The sequence below is a fragment of the Cecembia sp. genome (assembly GCF_007126775.1).
In the GTDB taxonomy this organism is placed as follows: Bacteria; Bacteroidota; Bacteroidia; order Cytophagales; family Cyclobacteriaceae; genus Cecembia.
This window is the reverse complement of sequence record NZ_SLAP01000239.1, coordinates 17,264-38,039: the sequence shown is the minus strand read 5'-3', so window position 1 is coordinate 38,039 and position 20,776 is coordinate 17,264. Positions and strand designations below refer to the sequence as shown.

Below are 20,776 nucleotides of genomic sequence, written 5' to 3'. Positions count from 1 at the left end.
TTTATCTTCTCCCATTATTTCCAAAATTCCAATGATATTGGCCACTCTTGCCCGCATATCATGAGAGTGGTCGAAGGTCATTTTTTCGATAAATTCATTTTGTTTAAGGAACAGTTCCTCTTTTTTTCTTTTACCAATACTGGTACTTTCAATTGTATGGCCTATGGCTACAATTTCTTTTATCTTATTTTTATCATAGCGAGGAAAAAATTCCCATCTCGTCCATTCAAAATCTACTCCATCCATGCTTACCTTTCTAAGGTCCATGAAAAAACTTCTTTCTCTCTTGGATAATGATTTTTTCAAAAGTAATTCATATTTTGAAAAATCCTGAGGAAAGATATAGTCAGATAAATGTGATCCTTCCAATTTATTGGAACCGAAAAACAATTCTTGGCTAAACTTCCTGTTCGCATTCAATATAATATTATCCTGATTCAGTAAAACTGAATACAAGTAGGTAGAAGAATCCAAACTTTCTTCTGTGTGAAGGTTCAATAGGCTTTCTGAGTTCATTTTAAAAAAACTTAATCTAAATTAGAATAAAAATTATTGAAAAGCAAAATTTAACATACATAAAACATTTAAATGACTTTAAAATGAGTAATTCATACCTTTTAAATCGGGAAAATTTCGGAAATCCCAATAATATGGGACAATTGATGGAATTGTCAGAAGCGGAGGAAATTTTAAGGAATTGGGTAAAAAATGAAAAATTAGTATTTCATATGCAACAAGTAGGGCATTTGATGAAGTCCTATGCTGGTAACAAGGGGTATGATGCATATATCCAAAAGCTTTGGTATTTATCTGGCTTGCTGCATGATGCAGACTGGGATCAATGGCCGGATGATCATTGCAGAAAAATCATTGAAGAATTGGAATCGCGAAATCAAGATCCACGGATCATAAGAGCAATTGCCAGTCACGGCCCAAGATATTTTGGAGTAGAACCGGTTTCGGAAATGGATAAGATGCTGTATGCCTTTGATGAATTATCCGGTTTTGTGCATGCTTATTCTTTGATGCGTCCTCAAGGGTATGATGGGATGGAGGTAAAAGGAGTAAAAAAACGGTTAAAGGACAAAAGTTTCGCGGCTCAGGTCAGCCGAGATGATATCGCAGATGCATCAGAAAAAGCAGGTTTGCCCATAGAGGACCTGATCCAGTTTGTAATTAATAACCAATTGAGAATGTAATCATGGATGTCTTACCTCTTCCCAGAAGTTTTCAATCGATTTAGAATAAATTCCGTTATCCGTAGCCACATATACTTTTCCATTGAAAAACTGGAGATCGTATATACGGTTACTGTTTAATCCTGTCCTGTCCAATTCCATGGTTTGGTAATTTGAAGCGCCATCAGTTTTAAAATTTTCCAAAGAGGCTATCAATGATTGCCCTGGGATAAAAAATACTGCTTTTTCTTCAAAATAACGGATTATCAAAGGTCCATTGAATTCTGCAATCAGCTGAGGTGTGCTGGAAATCAAAGAATTAGAATAAGAAATCCTCCCAATAGGTGATTCAGTGATCAGAAAATCATTCGGGGAAATTTTTGTAAAATCGTAAAAACCGAAATTAGAATCACCGGTTTGAGAGCCAAACAATTTTTGAATGCTTCCTTCTTTGGAAATAATGTAACTTCCTCCAGATGCGGTATCCTCCCCACTTTTTGAAATATGGGCAATCCACCTATCTTCGAGTGTTTTGACACTCCGAATGACCAAACCTATTTGCGGATTTCCGGTTGTAACCCCTAAACTTTCAGAAGTGATTTCTATTTTGTTGATGAGTTTGAGAGAACCGAATCCATCCCCAAAATCAATTTCTAAAATCCAAATCCGGTCAATACCATCCTCCGTGGTAACATTAAGCATCAAGTAATTTCCATTGAGTTCAAAATTCCTTTCCAGGTTGATTGGGAGCGGTTGATTTCCTGAAACTATTCTGGCATTTTTACCTGATTCTCCGAGCAATTCTTCAAAATTCAAAGCACGTAATCCTCCAAAGAAATCTATTGGATAGACCACAAACCCAATCAGATTTTCAATAGGCTGAAGGATATAGTTTGTAGCAAATGATGGTCTAAAATTACTGTTTATTCCACTATTCAAGCAACATGAAAAATCAGTCATGCCATTTGAATCAATAAAACCAGGAATAGACTGATTTAAAAAAAACATTTTATCCTCAAATACTTCAAGTCCAAAAACCTGGTCATTGTTTAAAGCCCCCTGGCCAAGATTCACTAGCGAAAAATTTTCAATCTCAGGAGTAATTGATGGTTCAACAGGGTCGGTACAGGAACCAAACAACAGTATTACAATTAAAAACTTATGAAAACCTCTCATGAATTTTGGTATTTCTACAAATATAACTAAAAATTTAAAAAAAATTAGTTTGAAAAAATTCAAAAAAAGAGCCTATTCGGCTCCTTCATTGAATTCCCTTAACTCGGCTTCTTCGGGGTCATCAAAATTCCCTCTTTCATTACCGGCTCTTGTAGATTCCCTTCTCTCCTGTTCCGCTTTGACCTCACTTAAAGGTTTCAAATTGGCAGGTGGAGGGGGTAGGAGTTCTTCGTCATCATGTTCGTATGGGAAAACTTCCACTATAGGACTTTCTGTAATGTCAGGGACACGGAATGTAACCAACATATTGCTCAGGCTCTCATGGATGCGGTCGTATGCCTCTTTTACATCATGGGCAGTCACCAGCATGTACTGGGTAACCTTTTTTTCTTTTCCGCTATCTGCATCGGCTACCACATAGGTGATTTTACATTTGTGCCAGATGTCTATGTCATCGTATGGAAATACATCCACAAAATTACTTTTGCTGATATTGGTGACCTGAAAATCACCCCTTATGGTAGAGCCCAACATATCATAAATCCTTGCTTCAGCTTCTGTAAAAGAAACTGCGTCTACCAGATATTGCTCAGACACGTTTTTCAGAAGCCCCTGCTCATTTTCCTTGGCATATTTTACCTTACACAAAAACCAGATTCTCATAAGTCAACGTTTAAATCAGATAGCGAAGGTAAGGGATAGGAATTTATAGCGCAATCAAAAATACCATTTAGAATTCAACTAAAATTCTACTATCTTATCCAAGAAAAATAGGTTTATGTGGGACAAGATCATATATAGTTTTCCTGTTCAATTGCTTTTTCTCCATTTGAGAAAGAACTTGTTGCTTTTGGTTACATGGGGCCTATTGTTACTTATTATTTTCCAAAGTTTCGGAACTGTTTTAGGCATTCCTTTCCTTTTTTTGGATCCCGAGTACCTTAATGCCGTCTCTTGGAGAAGTTTTTTGCTAATGGGTGTTGCCTTGGCCATCTTCACTATGGCCTTTCACATGACCACCTATATCCTTGACGGTCCCAGGTTTAAATTTCTTGCCATTATACCGAGGCCATTTCTGCAATATTGTCTGAATAATTCGATTATCCCATTGTCCTTTTACCTGCTTTACCTGTATTGCATCATAACTTTTCAGTTGGATAATGAGCATGAAAACAATTGGGTTGTGATGGAATATTTTTTAGGTTTCAGTGCAGGTTCCCTTTTGACCTTCACTTTGCTTTTTGTCTATTTCGGTTTTACCAACAAAGATTTTTTTGTGCTTTTTGCGGGAACATTAGAAAAACAACTCAGGAAAACGAAGCTGACCAGAGCCAATATGCTTAAGAGAATCAAGGAGAGCAAAAAGGACAAAGACAAAGTGCTGGATTACCTGGACATCAGCTTTAAATTCAAAATGGTCAGGCAGGATCTTTCCGGATTTGAAGGGCAGCAATTGCTCAGGGTATTTGATCAGAACCACCTCAATATGATCATCATACAGACTGCTTTGATCAGCTTGATCTTGCTGATGGGGATATTCAGGGAAATACCTTTTTTACAATTACCTGCTGCAGCAAGTGGGATTCTCTTATTGGCCATCGCTACTATGTTGGTCGGGGCAGTTTCCTTCTGGTTAAGGGAATGGGCTACCCCAGCGGTTTTGGGATTTTTACTCCTCTTTAACGCCCTTTCCAACACTTCTTGGTTCAATAGGCCGCATGAGGCCTTTGGTTTGGATTATGATTCCCCGCCCGCACGCTACAATCTTGAAAAATTGAATGCCATTTTGCATTCCGATAGTGTGGAAAGCGACCGGAAATTCACCCTTCAGATTCTTGAAAATTGGAAAGCAAAATTTCCAGAGGGCAGTAAGCCTAAAATGGTATTTATAACTGTCAGCGGTGGAGGGCAAAGGGCTGCACTTTGGTCACTAAAAGTACTTCAAGAGGCACAGTTCGTAAGCGATAACAGGCTCTTTGAACATACGCAAATGATAACCGGTGCTTCCGGTGGTTTGATTGGAGCATCCGTATTTAGGGAAATATATCTTCGGTCCTTACAAGATCCTTCTATCAGCGTAAAGGATGAAAAGTACCTGGATGAAATTTCCTCAGACAACCTTAACCCTATCATTTTTACCCTACTTGTCAACGACCTCTTGATAAGGAATCAATATTTTAAATACAATGAAAAGAGGTATTTAAAAGACAGGGGTTTTGCATTTGAAAATCAGTTGAATATCAATACCAAGGGGATTTTGGACAAACCGATTTCAGCTTACAGGGACCCTGAATTCCGTGCCTTGATCCCTATGATGCCTATTTCCCCTTTGGTAACCAATGATGGCAGAAAACTTTATATTTCCCCATATTCCATCAGTTATATGGGTATTTCCAATAAAAGGGTGGAGGGCCTGAATGAAAAAAGTCAGGGCATCGATTTCCAAAGGTTTTATGCAGGTCATGATGCCGGTAATTTGCGTTTTATCACCGCTTTGAGAATGGGTGCTACTTTTCCATTTATTACACCCAATATTCAATTGCCATCCAAGCCCCAAATGGAAACAATGGATGCCGGCTTGTCAGATAATTTTGGCATGCAGGATGCACTAAAGTTTATCGCCGTGTTTGAAGACTGGATCAGGGAAAATACCTCTGGAGTTTTGCTACTGACAATCAGAGATTCAGAAAAATTTTCTGACATAGACCAAAAATATCCGCCTAAGCTTTTGGAAAAGTTTTTCACTCCTTTAAAAAACATCTACATCAATTGGGACAATGTTCAGACCTTACATAATGAAGTATTATTTACCCGTATGAAAGAAAGTCTGGATTTCCCTATGGAAAGGATAGAATTTGAATATTCCACGCTGCAATACCTCAGGGAACGTGGTTTGGCAGATGAAGATGGGGTCTTTAATCAACAAGAGCAAGAAATTCAGAGAGCTTCACTCAATTGGCGTCTGACTGCAAGGGAAAAGAAATCCATTATAGAGAACATAGAATCCCCTATTAATAGAAAATCTCTCAATCGTCTTAAAAACTTCCAGTTTGTAGAATAGCTTTCTTCAATCAATCTCGACCTCTGCTTCAAATTTTTCCAGAGCATCTGGTTTACCGGCTACATAGACCACATCACCTAACTTTAACCTTTCATCCGGGTGGATATTGGTGATTGTTTTTCCTTCCCTTTTAATGGCCACGACATTAATTCCCAAATCATCCCGTATGCCAGCTTCTCTCAATGGCCTATTGATATACTTTCCACTGTCTTTTTCCACCATCACCCCTACAAAATTGATGTCAGGCAAGTCAATTCTTTTACGTGGCATTTTTTCCTCTGAATTGAATCTAAATAGTTCATAGTTATGAGACCTGACTTCTTCAGTGAATTCTTCAATATCGTGCCTTGGGATAAGGTATTTGGCCAATGTCCGGGTAAATATTTCTATGGAGGTCTCAAATTCCTCGGGTATTACTTCATCTGCTCCTAACTTGAGGTTTTCTTCGATTTCATTGACATACCTGGTTCTTACTATAATATAGGGATTTTGTGTAAGGTGTCTTATAGCGGAAATAATGCGCTTGGTGGCTTCCGCATTGGATATGGCTATCACGGCTACCCTGGCTTTATTGATATTTACATGATCCAAAACCGTTTCATTTGCGGCATCTCCATAAGTGATGGGCTCCCCTTTTAGGGATTCTTCCCTAACGGTGGCGGGATTCATTTCAATGATTGCGTAAGGGATATCAGCAGTCTTTGCCGCCTTGGAAAGGTTCCTGCCGTTCAGTCCATAACCAATAATGACCAAGTGGTCTTTGAGATCTTCCTCCAGTTTGATATCCGGCTGGTCTTCATTTCCAAACCGCTTATTCAGTCTTTTCGGAAGGGGCAGGTTTAAAATTCCACAGGATATTTCCTCTCTTTTTTTCAATACAAAAGGAGTAACAGCCATGGTAAGAATAGAAATAGCGAGAAAATACTGGTAAGTATCGGCATCTAATAATTCAAAATTCAACCCCACCTTGGCCAAAAGCAGGGAGAATTCCCCCACCTGGAAAATAGAGAAAGCTACCATAAAAGCTTCTTTGAAGCCTTGTCCTATAGCTCTAACAGCAACTGTGGCCGTTATAAATTTGACCACAAATGTCAAGAGGGTCAATCCTAAAATCGGAAGAATGTGTTCAAAAAGAAAGGTGATATCGAAAAGCATCCCAACAGAGACAAAGAAAAAGCTCAGAAAAACTTCCCTAAAAGGCAGTATTTTTCCAGTGGCATGGTGACTGTAATCAGATTCACTGATGATCAAACCCGCTAAGAAGGCTCCCAAGCCCAAGGATAAACCCAATAAAGAAGTAGCATAGGCCACGGCAAAGCATATCACAATGATACTCAGAAGGAACAATTCTTCGTTTCTTGTCTTGGCAATGCGGTAAAGCAGGGTAGGAACAAGGTACTTGGCACTTAGTAAGGTAAGTATAACCACCAAGGTGCCTTTAAGAGCCATAAGGAATAAAGCCCATGCCACATTATCTGTTTCCCCTGCCAACATGGGCGTAAATAGCATTAAGGGTACAATAACGATATCCTGAAAAATCAAAATCGCCAATGTGGTTCGACCTGGAATGGTATTGATCTGTCCGCCTTCCTGTAACAGTTTCAACACGATTGCAGTACTGCTCAATGAAAAAAGGAAACCTATAAAAACAGATACAGCCCAGTCAAAATCGAGGAAATAAGCCACCAAAGTGGTTATCAAAATGGTAAGGCTTACCTGCAATGCACCCCCTATAAATACAGCTTTTTTGATTGCCATTAGGCTTTTTAGGGAAAATTCCATCCCAATGACAAAAAGCAACAAAATTACACCTATTTCCGATAAAATATCCACCGTAGTGGAAGCCTGAACCAGCGAAAGCCCGTAAGGGCCAGCCAGAGCACCAGTGAATAAAAAACCAATAATTGTCGGGATTTTCAACCGCATAAAGACAAGGATGACCAAGGTGGCCAATCCAAAGATCCACACGATATCGGACAGCATTGGAATTTCAACTGCAGCAAAAATGAAACTAAACATAAATCAGGCTTGACTAAATGGTTTTCAAACCTAAAAATAACAGGAAAAAATCAATAAGCTAGCCCAATCTTTTTGTATATAAAATGCATGAGCCAAGCAGGACCGATCATTAAAAATTGAAGATCCTTTAGAAAAGAGGGCTTTTTTCCCTCTATTTTATGGCCATAAAACTGGAATATCCAAGCTAATATGAATATTCCCAAGCTGAGAGCCCAAAGTGGAATGGGGACAGTTAGGCTCAGAAAATTTGCCAAAGCCAGGCAGATAGCTGAGAAAAAAAACATTCCCAAAGCAAGGGGAGGAGAAAGGGATACATAATAAAACAATACAATTACAAGAGCCAATGTAGCCCAATTGGCAAAACTGCCCAGAAAAGGCAACAAGCGCTCAACGGGCGCTGCTGGAATACTGTAAATCAGGCCCACAATACTGAAAAAGATGGCAGGAACACAAATCCAATGAATGGTTTTGTTGGTTTCATTTTGATGGCTAAGGCCATATTCATAGAGCAAATCATCAATTTTCCTCATGGATTCAAGCTTTAATTGGGTTTGGATTGGATAATTACCCTTAATTTAATAAATAGCTGATTAATTCATAAGAAATAGTGGAGAGATGTTGAGCTTTTGGGAGAAAAAAAATTTCTTAAACCATGATCTGATTGTAGTGGGAGGGGGGATCGTTGGCCTTTCTACTGCCATTCAATACAAAGATATCTTTCCTGATCATCAAGTCCTTGTTTTGGAAAAGGGAGTTTTTCCTTCGGGGGCCAGTTCCAGAAATGCAGGTTTCGCTTGCTTTGGGAGTTTGACTGAAATTCTGGATGATCTGGAAGTCCTTACCAAAAGCGAAGTATTGGCCCTTGTTCAAAAACGGTATGAAGGCTTATTGGCTATAAGGCAACGCTTTGGAGATGTCCATCTTGATTACAAAGGGGATGGGGGGTTTGAACTCATTACAGAACAGGAATCGCCTGCTTTGAAAAGGGTGGAGGAAATCAATGAGCTCTTATTCCCGGTTTTTAAGCAATCTGTGTTCTCAGTTTTGCCTGATCATCAGCAATTGGGGTTTGGAAGCAAAGTTAAGGCTGTTATCAGGAATGGATTTGAAGGAGAGTTGGACAGTGGGAAATTCATCAATTCCCTTTGGAAAGCCTGCAACGAAAAAGGAATCAAAATTCTTACCGGGGCAAAAGTAAGTGAATTGCTTGCAGAGGAGGGACTTGTCCAGGTGAATGATCAAGGAGAAAAAATTAATTTTAAAGCCAATCAGGTGCTTGTTTGTACCAATGCCTTTACACCAAGTCTACTTCCTGATATGGATATCAGACCTGGAAGGGGGTTGGTGATGGTAACCGAACCACTGCCCTATCAGATTTCCTGGAAAGGTGCTTTTCATTATGACAAAGGTTATGTTTATTTTAGGAATATAGACAATAGGCTCTTGTTGGGAGGAGGGAGAAACATGGATTTTGAAGGTGAAGAAACCACGGACTTTGGGATCAACCCAAAGGTGAAAAACCATCTGATGGAGATAATGGAAAAAGTAATTTTCCCAAATGCTGCCCCTAAGGTGGAAATGGAATGGTCTGGTATTATGGCATTTGGCATGGATAAAAGGCCGCTCGTGAAAAAAATAAATCCAAATCTTTCCATTGCAGTGCGTCTTGGAGGAATGGGAGTAGCCATAGGATGGCAGACAGGCAGCGAATTGGTAAATCTTATAAACAAGTCGTGAAATTGATAAATTTTACTAAATTCAGTTTTTAAATTATTTATAAAAATCATTTGATGGCAGCTAGTCGAAAAGAACCTACGATACTGGAAGCATTTTTTCCAATCTTGTTTTTAATTGTCCTTTTGGTCATCAATATTCTGATTTTTGGTACCGATGGCCTCTCAGGGTCCAATCAGATGGTGCTCGTGATCTCCTCGGCAGTTGCCGGGATAGTTGCTATTTTTAGATTACACATCAAATGGGGAAAACTACAGGATGGTATTGTCAAAAGCATTTCGGCAGCGATGTCAAGTATCCTGATATTGCTTTTGATCGGTGCATTGGCGGGAACATGGTTATTGAGCGGCATCGTACCTGCGATGATTTATTATGGCTTGCAGATTCTCAATCCAACCATCTTTTTGATAGCAGCCTGTATTGTCAGTGCCATAGTGTCTATTGCTACAGGTAGCAGTTGGACGACAGTAGCTACCGTTGGAGTAGCCCTTTTAGGAATTGGCAAGGCATTGGGGTTTGGAGAGGGGTTGATTGCGGGAGCCATACTTTCAGGAGCTTATTTTGGAGATAAAATGTCTCCACTTTCAGATACTACCAATTTGGCTCCGGCCATGGCAGGAACAGATTTATTCACGCATATTCGGCATATGACCAAAACTACAGTGCCATCAATTTTGATAGCACTTATTATTTTTGGGGTAATTGGGTTTGTTTCTGGTACAGAGGGATCTGTTTCCCAGGTAAAAGAAATATCTGCTGTAATCGTTGAAAACTTTAATGTAAATGGTTGGTTATTTATAGTGCCTGTTCTGGTATTGGTAATGATCGTCAAGAAAGTCCCAGCGGTTCCTGCCTTGCTTGCGGGCGCACTTCTTGGAGGAGCATTTGCAGTAATATTTCAGCCTGATGTCATCAGAGCTATCGCAAATGAGCCGGGAGAATCATTTCTGTATCAGGCTTATAAGGGCGTAATGATGTCGCTTTATGGTGAAATCAGAATAATAACCAATAATGAAGTGGTCAATGAATTGCTGGTGACGGGGGGTATGGCTGGTATGTTAAATACGATTTGGCTTATTGTTTGCGCCATGATTTTTGGTGGAATAATGGAAGAAAGTGGAATGTTAAGAGTATTGGCTGAAGCCATTATCGAAAAGGTCCATTCAGTAGGTTCACTTATCGCTTCAACCGCAGCCACCTGTGTATTCTTCAATGTCACTACCTCTGACCAATACCTTGCAATTTTGGTTCCTGGAAGAATGTATGCAGACATTTATAGAAAGAGGGGACTCAAACCTGAAAATTTGAGCCGGACCCTGGAAGACAGTGCGACGGTTACCTCAGTTTTGATACCGTGGAATACCTGTGGTGCTACCCAGGCCTCAGTCCTTGGTGTAGCTACGCTTACTTATGCACCCTATTGCTTTTTTAACATTATTTCTCCATTTATGACCATTTTATTTGGCTATTTGAAATTGGGTATAAATTTTTACACTGAGGAAGAAATGGTGGAGATTAAAAAAGAACTTGCAGTATGATCCTTAAAAAAATCAGTAAGGAAGAAATCAACGATTTACCATTGGGACAGTTTCAAGGCGACATTGTATTGGTCAATTCAAAAGACCAAATCAAGGAAGTGGCATCTGAACTTGGCCGTCATAGTTTATTGGGCTTTGATACAGAGACAAGACCCTCATTCCGTAAAGGTACCCAATACTATGTCTCCCTTTTACAGTTGGCTACAGATGAAGTAGCTTTCCTGATTCGGCTAAATGAAGTGGGTATGCCAGGAATCATTCAAGAGATTTTGGAGGATCCCAAAACGATTAAAATCGGAGCTGCAGTCTTGGATGATCTAAGAGCCTTAAGAAAAGTTGCTGTTGGTTTTCAACCTGCCAGTTTTTTTGATCTCAATGACGAACTCAAAAAAGTAGGTTTCCAGAATATTGGGGTTAGAAATTTAGCCGCGATGGTATTACAAATGCGGATATCCAAATCAGAACAGGTCTCAAATTGGGAGGCTGCTGCGCTTACAGAAAAACAAAAACTCTATGCGGCTACAGATGCCTGGGTTTGCTTGGAGATTTATAAAAAGCTACAGTATCAGGGGTATTTGGATGAGTTGTTTAATCGTTGAGGGAAAAGGGAAAAGGGAATAGGTTCAGGGTTCATCGGTTCAAGGTTCAGGAGTTCAGGGTTCAGTGTTCAAGGTTAAAGAGTTCAGAGTTCAGTGTTATGGGTTAATGGTTAGCGAGTTCAGGATTCAAGGTTCAGGGTTCAGTGTTCAAGGTTAAAGAGTTCAGAGTTCAGTGTTCTGGGTTAATGGTTAGCGAGTTCAGGGTTCAAGAGTTCAGAGTTGACGGTTATTGAACATTTTTAATTTTCTCATAAGAAATGCATTTTCACCCCAGGTAGATTCCTGATTTTGTGGGTGAGTTCATCCAATAGTTTTTTCCTTACTTCTAAAATGATCTGGCAATGGTTATCAAAGTACTGTTCAACAATCTGAAGTTCAAAATCCTTGATCAGTTTCATTACCTCATTCATGCTGAGGTATTCAAAGTCAATTTTGACTTGTTCATGTAGGATCGCGGTAATGATTTCATTATTGGTGATGGCATCTGCAGCAGCGCTCTTATAGGCATTAATTAGGCCCGATACACCAAGCTTAGTCCCTCCAAAATACCTAATGACCACAATCAGTACATCGGTAATTCCATTAGAGCGGATCTGTCCCAAGATTGGATCACCCGCAGAATGGTTGGGCTCCCCATCATCATTGGCTCTGAATTGATCCTGGTTTTTGCCCAAAAGATACGCATAACAATGGTGTCTGGCATCGTAATATTTTTTACGCAGTTGATCTAAAATTTCCTTGACGCCTTGTTCACTCTTTACTGGATAAGCAAATGCCAGAAACTTACTTCCTTTTTCCTTGTAAAGTCCTTCCGATTCAGTTTTTAAGGTCAAATAACTATCTTCCGGTAAATATTCCTGATCCATCCTATTGTATTTGCCTGTTTATCCTTATTAGTACAGTCAAAATTAATCATTAATATTTTTGCCGGAATCATTTAATTTAGCAATTATGAAATCAACTATTATCCGGCCCGAGCTGATTACCCTTAATAGCAATATTCAGCCCAGTGGGAAACTCACTTTTTTTGAAGGTTTGGAAGCTTTTCCTTTTCCTATAAAAAGGGACTTTTGGATCAGTGAGGTGCCTGATGGTGAGCAAAGAGGGGTTCATGCCCATAAAAAAGAAAACCAACTATTAATATGTCTGCATGGAAGGGTCAACGTGAAGTTGGAATGCCTTGATAAAATGCTTATTGAATTCAGTTTGGAACAAGCGGAAAGGGGGTTGGTATTGCCTCCTTTGGTTTGGTCTTCTGTTACTTTTGAAAAGGACGCTTTGCTCTTGGTACTCGCGGATCAACCTTTTGATGAAAGGGATTATATCCGAGAAAAAGTAGAATTTGAACGCATTCAAGAAGAATATTTAAATAATTGAAGCACTGTATAATGGATGAATCTCCCTTGCTCAGTATCATATGTACAGTTTTTAATCAAGAAGCTTTTCTCACACAATGTCTTGCCGGGATAGCGGGATTGTCTTATCCCAACCTGGAAATTTTTTTAGTGGATAATGGAAGTTCAGATGATTCCAGGGCAATCTTAAAGGACTGGGTAGATAAAAATAGGTCTAATTTTACCATAAGCACCATTTTTAGGGATTTAGATATGCCTTATTGCCAGTCATTTAATCAGGTATTGGCTCAGGTAAATGGTAAATACCTGATAGATTTGTCAGGGGATGATATCCTGCAAACTCAGCATGCCATCAAATCCATTACACGATTAGAGGAAAACCCTTTAGCAGCACTCAGTTTTTCGGATGCTTTTTTATACAAAGAAGGTATAAAAAAGAGTTTCTATCCAAGAGATCATCAAGGGAGACTTAAATCCCCGGTAATAGAAGGGGAGCTATATGAAGTCCTTGTAGCGCGGCATCATGTACTTTCCGTAACGATGGTATTGCGGACGGATTTTATCAAAGAGGTAGGTGGCTATGACGAAAGCCTTGCTTATGAGGATTTTGATATTCAGGTAAGATTGGCCAGGAAACACCCCTTTGTGTTTTCTGATCATATAGGGCTGATCAAAACCATTCACCCCAAAGCTTTCTCCGCAGCACAGTACAAAAGGTACCGTTCTGTTATGCTGCCTTCTACCTTAAAAATCTGCCAAAAGATCCAAAAAATGAATCGGACCCGAGGGGAAGATGAGGCCCTAAAAAAAAGATTGAAATATGAATTGAAACATGCGCTGTTTTCTGCCAACTTTGAAGTGGCCGATGGTTTTTTGGATTTACTGGAAGATTTGAACAATGTAGGGCAAAGCAGCCTTTTCATATATAAAAAATGGCTGAGGTACCAGTGGGATTTTTCGGGGATTTATGTCTTTTTGAAGTCCTTCAATGACTAACCTACGATTACTTCTACCATATACTCCGGAGAAAGGTACTTTTGACCGATACCCTGAATGCCTTCAGCCTGAAAGGATTTAATAAAATCCAACTGCTGTTTATAAAAATCAAGGTTTAAACCGGCCTGATGTACAGATTTAAATCTGGATATCAATTCAAATGAAGAACTAAAATTGGATAATAAATTGCCCACCAAATAATTGCGTACTGTTTCTAGTTCTGCCAGCGGGATGGGTTCATGCTGTAATTTATAGATTTCCTTGTAGATTTCTTCAATCACATCATCCCTGTTTTCTTTGATGACATCGGCCATGACTACCCAGTAATCCGCAGTTTTTAAACTTCCTATGCTGCTGTAAATTCCATAGGTATGCCCCTTGTCTTCCCGTATGTTTTTGATGAGTCGGCTTCCGAAGTAGCCTCCCAAAAATACATTGAAAGCCCATAGCCCGAAGTAATCTGGATCGGACTTAGGAATAAGGTGACAGCCCAACCTGATACTCGATTGTAAAGCGGTGTCCCGATCTTCTATTAGCCTATGGTTTGTCTTATTGTTGAATATGTGAGGGACTTCTATTGCTTGGTGTACAGGTAAATCTCCAAGTAGCTCTTCTATCAAATCCAGCTCAATATCACTGAGGTTACCCGTAAGGAAAATTTCGGGGTTGCACCAAAGTTGGCTTTGGTAAAAATCAATTAAATCTGCCCTTTCTATGGAGTTCACATCCTCTTCTTCAGGAATCTGACCAAAAGCATGCTCATCTCCAAAAAGTCCTTTACGGAAAAGTTGTGAAGCCCTATTGCCTGTCTTTTCCCGCATGATATTTAAACTCAGGGCTTTTTGGGATTTTCTTTTGGCGAGTTCTTTTTCCGGGAAAATGGCTTCTGTTAACAGTTCTCTGAAAAGGGGAAGAACTTTACGAAAGTGTTTGAGCGTGGTAAGCAGTGAAAGGCCTTGGTGTTCGAATGTTGAAATCACCTCAACCTCTGTGGCAAATGTATCAAAAAACTCATCCAAGTTTGCAGAAGTTTTCCCACGGGTGCCCTCCATCAGCATATTCAATGTGAAATAGGGGACGAGTTTTTTTTCTTTTCTGCCAAGGATTCCTGGAGCGTCAGCTACGAGCTCCAGCTTAACAGCACCAATTTCAGGGGTGGGTATAAAATACAAATGGACTCCGTTTCTCAGAGTCCTTTGTATTGGTTTTGGAAAGTCGATATGCTCCGGAATTTTAAACTCAGGGGCTAAGGACCTGTCAATTGTCATAGTCTAGGAATATTGTAAGTCAAAGAAAACCTCAATGTTTCGGCAAGGGGATGATTTTGAACCTGAGGTACGAGGTAAGAAAAATCAAATCCTAATTTTTCTTTGTAAACATAACCCAGTCCCATGGTAAAATATCTTCTGCCACCTTTGTTGGGGTTTTCAAAGAAATACCCTGCCCTCAAAGCAAATACTTCATCGAATATATATTCCATACCGTAGGAGATCATTACTTCTTGCAATTCTTCCCTAAAGCCTCCTGGGGCATCAGAAAAAGAGCCGAACATGCCTGAAAGTAAAGCCCTGTTTGGATCTCGTCCTGCTTGAGGAATTAAGTTTCCATTTTCATCTATTTGAAGCGATCCATCCTCATTTCTTGCCCATATTGGGGGAGATGGAACCATTAGCTTGTTAAAATCCAATGCAAAGGTTAAAGAGTTTTTTTCATTGAAATTCACCCTGTAAGCTGTACCCAATCTCAAGTTGGTGGGGATAAAATCCAAATCTTCCGCACTATTATAGGTAATTTTGGGACCGATATTAGTAATGGTAGCACCCCAAGACCAAACCCCTGTTTTATCTGCAGGAAATACTTCTTTGGAATAATACAATCCTACATCTGTACCTACACTTACCCCCGGTCGGCTTTCACTACCTCCAACTGAGGACAGATTTCCCGATAAATTGGAATGGATAAACCTTGCAGAGATACCTATACCCAGATTTTCAGATAACTGACGGGAATAGGATCCTCCAATGGCAATGTCTCTTGGGGTAAACTCACCCAATTGGTTGCCCCTTCCATCTGTCAATTGGATATCTCCCATATTGAAATACCTCAAATCGATACCCCATGCGGAGACTTCATCTATTTTTTTGTAGCCTGTCAAATAAGAAACAAACATGTCATTGACCAACCTGCCCAACCAAGGGGAATAGGAAAGAGAAAAAGCCATATCATTTTCTACAAATGCCAATTTTCCAACATTCCAATGTGCTGAAAAAGCATCTGGACTGGTGGCCGCGCCAACATCACCCATCGCCGAATGCCTACTGTCCGGGGCGAAGTTCAAAAAAGGAACTGCTGTAGTTATGACCCTTCTATCAGGATCCTGGCCAGTAATTATTGGTGAATTTTGCGCAATTACTGAGCTTGACAGGAGGCTTATCCACAAAAAATGAAATGAATAAACAAATGGTTTTGCCGATATTTTCATTGAATAATAATTTTTCCGCTCCGAATGTCCGAAGTACCATCTTTTTCAGACATAAGCTGCAACTTGTAAATATACATTCCTTTTGCGGGATTTTTTGTTTTGTTATGGAAAAAAATCCACTCCAAATTATCCAGAACAGAAGGCGCCACAGGATAACGCCTGGAAGTGCTGAATATTTCATCCCCTTTCATACTGTAAACTTCCAATTTCAGGTTTAAGTTTTCACCGGGCCTGTTGTGGGCAATAACAAATCTGCTTTTTTCAATAGCAGGATTGGGATAAGAGAGCATTTGGGTGATTCTTATCTGTAAACTTCCCCTTACTTCGATGGTACTTTCCAATTGAGAACTGTTGCCAAGATTATCCCAAGCCTTTATAAGAATGGTATTGACACCTTCCCTTAAGCTTGTCAATTCAGTCTTTATTTCTCCGGATTGAAAGCCTCCTTCTAAGGCTTTGAAATGCTGGTTAAGTACTCTTGGCACTTCCTCATTAATTTGGATAGTAACATCCTTATTGGGACTTGCCTTCGCAATATTAATGCCACTTTTGTCACTGAGTAGAATTTTAACAGGAAAAGAACTGGAAGGGATAATGGGGGCTGTTTCCAAAAGCTCCTCACCAAAAAACAATTTGATGATTGGACCCTCATCATCCAGGTTTGGATTATCAAATTTCCCTCCCAAAATAATCCGCTTTGCGCCTATGGCCTCTTCTTTACCTCCCTGAAGACTGGCCATCACCCTGATGACTCCATTTGCAAAATCCGGGCTGAGATTCTTTGGAATGAAAAGATTGGCAGTAAATTCACCCTGTAATACCTCACCGCTACCTCTGAACAAGGTATTTTGCTCTTCCATAAAAGTGGTGGGATTACTTTCATCCCCTAGGGTTTCCACTTTCTGAGGCCTATCAAACAGACTCAATTCATATAAACCATTTAAGCCTGAGAGTTTGGCCCCACTAACCGGGTCAATGATATTTCCTCTGATGCTGATTTCCTGAGTGGCACTCAGTGTATCCGCAGGTAATTCCAATTGTATATCCCATATTTCATCGGTTTCTGCCTTTAATTCAGGGACTGCAAGCCTAAGAGAAGGATCTCCTATCAAAGAGAAGTTTCGGTTGAAAGGTCCATTCAAACTGTTATTTTTGGTCTGCATAAAAATAGTTCCCAAATCTGCTAACCTTCCCTCTTCTGCTTGGAAAACAGCGGCAATAAAAGCCTTATTAAGGGCAAAATTAACGGAACTGAAAACAGGCCTTCCAGTGGTAAGCAAAGCAATGGCTCCTTTTTTTTCTGCAAAAAGGAGTTCTTCTGCCCCAGAGCGCAAGAAAGGACTATCCTGTCTGCCAAATTCACATGTGGCGGTAATGAATAAGGGCAAGTAAGGATTTTCCGGCCAGTCTTGTAAGTCAGAAACAGTAAAAACGCGCTCTGCGGTAAGGGTGGTTTCATTTCCATGTCCGATATAATTAAGGATCAATAAGCCATCCTTGATTTGTTCATTAAGAGCAGTTTTGGCAGCTGCTGAACTTTGAATACCATTGTTCCTGACTTGTTCGAAACGGTCCAAGTACAACTTGAGTACTTCAAATTCGGGGTGGTTCTCGGATAAATAATCGGCATGCGTCTCTGCATCATTGAGATGGATATTATTATCCCCATCATCAGCAAAAAAGGACACCCTTCTTTTCCAGGTGCCTTCCATATCCTTTCCGTTTTCATAGGCAATGATTTTGTTTACCGCCTCACTTGCCTCCTGAAAATTAGTTGCCGGGATTCTTCCTACACCAATCTTTAGGAGTTCATCCCCTGAATTGCTTTCTTCCCAATCTCCCTGTCCAAAATCAAGGAATCCGAAATAGTCATCCGAGGAAAAGGTGGTCAAAGGGTTTAGGCTACTTCGGGAACTATAGGTTGGTACAAGGTTAGGCCTTCCGCCTAATTTACCTTTATAATCGAATGTGCCCTTTCCAAAAAACAGGACATTTCGTAGACTTCCTTCTTTGTGGTAATGATAGGCCAGAAAGTTTCTGAATGCGGTTATGTCCCTACTTCCATGAGAAAAAGCATCATATAACTGTTCAGGAGTGAAAACTACAGTAGCAATACCCTTTTGATTTTTGTGGGCTGCTAGTCGATTTGCCTGGGAAAGTAAACTGGGAGCAGCAATAACTATCAATTGTGCTTTTTTTCCTGTTTCTCTTGCCTGAATATTCAAGGGTTGCCAATTTCGGATCAATGGGATGTTTGCCTCAGAAAAAAAGAGAATACGGTCACCTGTTTCGATTAATTTATTTCCTTCTACCTCTTCAACATTGTAAATATCCCTTATTTTCCAAGTCCTCAGTTCAGGCCTTTTTTGGATCAAACCGGTTTTTTTACTGAAGTAAAGCCCTTCAGGGGCTGAATTGACTGCAAATGGGGAAGCCAACAAGCCGTAAGCTAGGTATCCGCTGCCATTGACATCTGCACTGTTAAAGTTTACCTGAATATTGTAATTACTTGCCGGTTCCAGTGCTGTTCTGAAAACGGCCTCTCTTCCTTTTATCCCGAATGTGGTATTGGGGATGCTTCCAATGCTGACTTCTCCTACCTTCCCATTGTTGTGGAAGAACTCCATACGGCTATCAGATATACTTTGTCCCATAATTTTGACCCTCAGGTCATGATTACCGCTTACTCCATTTTGGGTTGGGAAATTGAAGGACTGCCTTTCCCGGTTAAATATGGGTTTCGAATACCAGGACCTCCCTGAAATCAGGATGTTTGTTTCTTCCCATTTCAAAAACTGCACGCTATGGACTTCATCAATCGGACTGCCGGTGTTTTCTGACTGGTCGAAAATGATTTCAGGATGTCCAGATGCTGCGGGGCCTATCAGGTAATACAGGGTATCGGTATACGGGTGTACTTTTAGGTCAAAATCCTCTTCATGCAATTGGACAGTATGGGGGCCTTGAAGAAAAAAATAAACGGATTCTCCTTTGATTGATCTAGGAATTGGTTTGAAAAATAAGTCCAAACTATCCAACTTCTGAGGGAGCATTCCGGGAAAACCAAAAAGACCTACAGCTTCCAAATTATCAAAGCCCATGGATTTGGCCTCGCTAAGCCCTAGCCGATAAATTCCATCTTCCACAATTGGAAATTTATAATATGTACCGTTTCCCTGAGCTTGGCTGAAAAACTGGACCGAAGCAAAGATGAAAAACGAGCAAAAAAATGTCAAATATGGTTTAAATACCTGCTTCATTCTTTTTCATTAATCCCTCCATTACCGACAGCAAAATATAAACAATTATAACAAAAGGAATTCCCCCCAAACCAAAAGCAATCAGGCATACCAATCCAGCAACCAGGGTCAGGTACCGAAAGAGGTTATCTCTCAGTGAAAAATTCTTGAATTTAAGTGCGATTAGAGGGAGCTCTGAAACCAAAAGGAAAGACATCAATAATGCCAATCCCATCAATAAATAAGGTTGGTAGATGATTCCATATAGACCGGGGAATGTAAGCGCTGTGAATGGAAGCGTACTGATCAACAAGGCATTTGCGGGAGTTGGTACGCCGATAAAACGCTCAGATTGCCTTGTGTCCACATTGAATTTGGCCAACCGGATTGCAGAAAACAAACCCACTATGAATACAAAAAAGGGAACATAATCCAAGTTGCTGTGTGTCCTGATCATTTGAAAAAGGATAAAAGAAGGCAATACGCCAAAAGTGACCAAGTCTGCAAGAGAATCCAGTTCTTTGCCAATTTCAGAATGGACTTTGAGTATTCGTGCCACAAATCCATCCAAAAAATCAAAAACAGCTGCAAGAAAAATAAAGTAAGCACCATATTGGATGTAGCCTTCCAAAACATAAAAAATCCCCAACATTCCTGATAATAAGTTCAGCGATGTTAAGGTGTTAGGGATATGTCGTTTGATCATCAAAATTTTGCCTTTTTGCCTACAAAAGGATTATGCTCTTTTTCAAAACCAATGGTAGTGTGGGGTCCATGTCCAGGATAGACTTTGGTATCCTCAGGAAGTGTAAACATTTCATTTTTTATGGCCTGAAGCAGGGTTTCATGATCTCCGCCAGGAAGATCTGTTCGCCCAATACTGCCTTGGAACAAAGTATCTCCTGCAATACAAATCGCAGTAGGCTGATGATAAAAAACCAGGTGGCCGGGTGCATGCCCCGGAACAAAAAGAATTGACATTTCCGTGTTCCCAAATTTCAGGGAATCTTTTTCATTCAGGTAAAAATCCGGTTCAACTTCTTCATAACCTGCAAAACCGTAATTTGGAGCGTATGTAATGACTGATTTTAAAACCGAGCGTTCTTTTTTGTGAATGTAAAGTGGAACACTGTATTTTCTTTTTACAAAAGCATTTCCCAGGACATGGTCAATATGGCAATGTGTATTGATCAAGTGTGTAACTTTTAGCCCTTCTTCCTGAATAAAACGGCTCAATTCCTCCTGTTCATATTTTTCGTAACAACCCGGGTCAAAAATTGCGGCTTCTTTACTTTCATCATAAAGCAGGTAGGTATTTTCCATAAATGGATTGAAAGTAAAAGACTTGATCTGAAGCATGTATGATTCTTTTGATTTATTCCTCAAAATAACGAATAAA

At 39.9% G+C, this 20,776-nt stretch carries 18 protein-coding genes; 7 read left to right on the top strand and 11 right to left on the bottom strand.

Annotated elements, in window-relative coordinates:
• Window positions 1-516 (bottom strand): PAS domain-containing protein (locus QZT73_RS15935; RefSeq protein WP_291789202.1); only part of this gene is annotated, 516 nt, incomplete at its 3' end.
• 83 nt (window positions 517-599) lie between these two features.
• Between QZT73_RS15935 and QZT73_RS15930 the strand changes: the two genes are divergently transcribed.
• Window positions 600-1,199, top strand: coding sequence for a hydrolase (locus QZT73_RS15930; protein WP_291777725.1), 600 nt, complete (start codon window positions 600-602; stop codon window positions 1,197-1,199).
• Here the strand turns inward: QZT73_RS15930 and QZT73_RS15925 are convergent, their stop codons facing one another.
• Together QZT73_RS15925 and QZT73_RS15920 are read right to left on the bottom strand one after the other, a co-directional pair.
• Entirely contained in the window at window positions 1,200-2,354 is a 1,155-nt protein-coding gene (locus tag QZT73_RS15925; protein ID WP_291789200.1) for a hypothetical protein, read from the bottom strand.
• A 72-nt stretch (window positions 2,355-2,426) separates the two neighbouring features.
• The gene (locus QZT73_RS15920; RefSeq protein ID WP_291777731.1) at window positions 2,427-3,017 is read right to left on the bottom strand and encodes a DUF4494 domain-containing protein; all 591 of its coding nucleotides are present in this window, start codon (window positions 3,015-3,017) and stop codon (window positions 2,427-2,429) included.
• Between the two features lie 115 nt (window positions 3,018-3,132).
• On the opposite strand from QZT73_RS15920, the gene QZT73_RS15915 reads away from it, so the two are divergent.
• Window positions 3,133-5,415, top strand: coding sequence for a patatin-like phospholipase family protein (locus QZT73_RS15915; protein ID WP_291789198.1), 2,283 nt, complete (start codon window positions 3,133-3,135; stop codon window positions 5,413-5,415).
• A 6-nt stretch (window positions 5,416-5,421) separates the two neighbouring features.
• On the opposite strand, the gene QZT73_RS15910 is transcribed toward QZT73_RS15915, so the two are convergent.
• Together QZT73_RS15910 and QZT73_RS15905 are read right to left on the bottom strand one after the other, a co-directional pair.
• On the bottom strand, window positions 5,422-7,434 hold the full coding sequence (locus QZT73_RS15910; protein WP_291789196.1) for a cation:proton antiporter: 2,013 nt from the start codon (window positions 7,432-7,434) through the stop codon (window positions 5,422-5,424).
• 50 nt (window positions 7,435-7,484) lie between these two features.
• Window positions 7,485-7,964 carry an Mpo1-like protein gene (locus QZT73_RS15905; RefSeq protein ID WP_291777740.1) on the bottom strand — a complete coding sequence of 160 codons (480 nt, stop codon included), beginning with the start codon at window positions 7,962-7,964 and terminating at the stop codon, window positions 7,485-7,487.
• Between the two features lie 85 nt (window positions 7,965-8,049).
• Here QZT73_RS15905 and QZT73_RS15900 point away from each other — a divergent pair, with 85 nt between their 5' ends.
• The 3 genes from QZT73_RS15900 to QZT73_RS15890 are packed head-to-tail and all read left to right on the top strand — an operon-like array spanning window position 8,050 to window position 11,305.
• Window positions 8,050-9,171 carry an FAD-dependent oxidoreductase gene (locus tag QZT73_RS15900; protein WP_291789194.1) on the top strand — a complete coding sequence of 374 codons (1,122 nt, stop codon included), beginning with the start codon at window positions 8,050-8,052 and terminating at the stop codon, window positions 9,169-9,171.
• Between the two features lie 53 nt (window positions 9,172-9,224).
• A complete protein-coding gene (gene nhaC / locus QZT73_RS15895) occupies window positions 9,225-10,706 on the top strand; it encodes a Na+/H+ antiporter NhaC (protein ID WP_291777746.1) in 1,482 nt (493 codons plus the stop codon).
• Window positions 10,703-11,305, top strand: a complete 603-nt coding sequence (locus QZT73_RS15890; RefSeq protein ID WP_291777749.1) for a 3'-5' exonuclease — start codon at window positions 10,703-10,705, stop codon at window positions 11,303-11,305. The genes nhaC and QZT73_RS15890 overlap by 4 nt, the downstream gene beginning before the upstream one ends.
• Before the next feature lie 248 nt (window positions 11,306-11,553).
• Here the strand turns inward: QZT73_RS15890 and QZT73_RS15885 are convergent, their stop codons facing one another.
• Window positions 11,554-12,171 carry a YigZ family protein gene (locus QZT73_RS15885; RefSeq protein ID WP_291777752.1) on the bottom strand — a complete coding sequence of 206 codons (618 nt, stop codon included), beginning with the start codon at window positions 12,169-12,171 and terminating at the stop codon, window positions 11,554-11,556.
• Window positions 12,172-12,256: 85 nt separating this feature from the next.
• Between QZT73_RS15885 and QZT73_RS15880 the strand changes: the two genes are divergently transcribed.
• Together QZT73_RS15880 and QZT73_RS15875 are read left to right on the top strand one after the other, a co-directional pair.
• Window positions 12,257-12,682, top strand: coding sequence for an FdtA/QdtA family cupin domain-containing protein (locus QZT73_RS15880; RefSeq protein ID WP_291789192.1), 426 nt, complete (start codon window positions 12,257-12,259; stop codon window positions 12,680-12,682).
• Window positions 12,679-13,656 carry a glycosyltransferase family A protein gene (locus QZT73_RS15875; RefSeq protein ID WP_291789191.1) on the top strand — a complete coding sequence of 326 codons (978 nt, stop codon included), beginning with the start codon at window positions 12,679-12,681 and terminating at the stop codon, window positions 13,654-13,656. Before QZT73_RS15880 ends, QZT73_RS15875 begins: the two co-directional genes overlap by 4 nt.
• On the opposite strand, the gene QZT73_RS15870 is transcribed toward QZT73_RS15875, so the two are convergent.
• The 5 genes from QZT73_RS15870 to QZT73_RS15850 are packed head-to-tail and all read right to left on the bottom strand — an operon-like array spanning window position 13,653 to window position 20,736.
• Complete coding sequence (locus QZT73_RS15870; RefSeq protein WP_291777760.1) at window positions 13,653-14,924, bottom strand: pitrilysin family protein; 1,272 nt, start codon at window positions 14,922-14,924, stop codon at window positions 13,653-13,655. The genes QZT73_RS15875 and QZT73_RS15870 overlap by 4 nt on opposite strands.
• The gene (gene porV, locus QZT73_RS15865; protein ID WP_291777763.1) at window positions 14,921-16,138 is read right to left on the bottom strand and encodes a type IX secretion system outer membrane channel protein PorV; all 1,218 of its coding nucleotides are present in this window, start codon (window positions 16,136-16,138) and stop codon (window positions 14,921-14,923) included. The genes QZT73_RS15870 and porV overlap by 4 nt, the downstream gene beginning before the upstream one ends.
• Window positions 16,135-19,398: a type IX secretion system sortase PorU gene (porU, locus tag QZT73_RS15860; protein WP_291789188.1), complete on the bottom strand. Its 3,264-nt coding sequence runs from the start codon at window positions 19,396-19,398 to the stop codon at window positions 16,135-16,137. The genes porV and porU overlap by 4 nt, the downstream gene beginning before the upstream one ends.
• Window positions 19,382-20,086, bottom strand: coding sequence for a CDP-diacylglycerol--serine O-phosphatidyltransferase (gene pssA / locus QZT73_RS15855; RefSeq protein ID WP_291777769.1), 705 nt, complete (start codon window positions 20,084-20,086; stop codon window positions 19,382-19,384). The genes porU and pssA overlap by 17 nt, the downstream gene beginning before the upstream one ends.
• Window positions 20,083-20,736: an MBL fold metallo-hydrolase gene (locus QZT73_RS15850; protein WP_291789186.1), complete on the bottom strand. Its 654-nt coding sequence runs from the start codon at window positions 20,734-20,736 to the stop codon at window positions 20,083-20,085. The genes pssA and QZT73_RS15850 overlap by 4 nt, the downstream gene beginning before the upstream one ends.
• Window positions 20,737-20,776 lie beyond the last annotated feature (40 nt).

What these genes read in the sequence shown, in the direction of transcription:
- QZT73_RS15850 (WP_291789186.1), bottom strand. Translation starts at nt 20,736, where the DNA reads ATGCTTCAGATCAAGTCTTTTACTTTCAATCCATTTATGGAAAATACC.
- porV (WP_291777763.1), bottom strand. Translation starts at nt 16,138, where the DNA reads ATGAAAATATCGGCAAAACCATTTGTTTATTCATTTCATTTTTTGTGG.
- QZT73_RS15890 (WP_291777749.1), top strand. Translation starts at nt 10,703, where the DNA reads ATGATCCTTAAAAAAATCAGTAAGGAAGAAATCAACGATTTACCATTG.
- QZT73_RS15880 (WP_291789192.1), top strand. Translation starts at nt 12,257, where the DNA reads ATGAAATCAACTATTATCCGGCCCGAGCTGATTACCCTTAATAGCAAT.
- QZT73_RS15900 (WP_291789194.1), top strand. Translation starts at nt 8,050, where the DNA reads ATGTTGAGCTTTTGGGAGAAAAAAAATTTCTTAAACCATGATCTGATT.
- QZT73_RS15885 (WP_291777752.1), bottom strand. Translation starts at nt 12,171, where the DNA reads ATGGATCAGGAATATTTACCGGAAGATAGTTATTTGACCTTAAAAACT.
- QZT73_RS15925 (WP_291789200.1), bottom strand. Translation starts at nt 2,354, where the DNA reads ATGAGAGGTTTTCATAAGTTTTTAATTGTAATACTGTTGTTTGGTTCC.
- porU (WP_291789188.1), bottom strand. Translation starts at nt 19,398, where the DNA reads ATGAAGCAGGTATTTAAACCATATTTGACATTTTTTTGCTCGTTTTTC.
- QZT73_RS15870 (WP_291777760.1), bottom strand. Translation starts at nt 14,924, where the DNA reads ATGACAATTGACAGGTCCTTAGCCCCTGAGTTTAAAATTCCGGAGCAT.
- QZT73_RS15920 (WP_291777731.1), bottom strand. Translation starts at nt 3,017, where the DNA reads ATGAGAATCTGGTTTTTGTGTAAGGTAAAATATGCCAAGGAAAATGAG.
- nhaC (WP_291777746.1), top strand. Translation starts at nt 9,225, where the DNA reads ATGGCAGCTAGTCGAAAAGAACCTACGATACTGGAAGCATTTTTTCCA.
- QZT73_RS15910 (WP_291789196.1), bottom strand. Translation starts at nt 7,434, where the DNA reads ATGTTTAGTTTCATTTTTGCTGCAGTTGAAATTCCAATGCTGTCCGAT.
- QZT73_RS15905 (WP_291777740.1), bottom strand. Translation starts at nt 7,964, where the DNA reads ATGAGGAAAATTGATGATTTGCTCTATGAATATGGCCTTAGCCATCAA.
- QZT73_RS15930 (WP_291777725.1), top strand. Translation starts at nt 600, where the DNA reads ATGAGTAATTCATACCTTTTAAATCGGGAAAATTTCGGAAATCCCAAT.
- QZT73_RS15915 (WP_291789198.1), top strand. Translation starts at nt 3,133, where the DNA reads ATGTGGGACAAGATCATATATAGTTTTCCTGTTCAATTGCTTTTTCTC.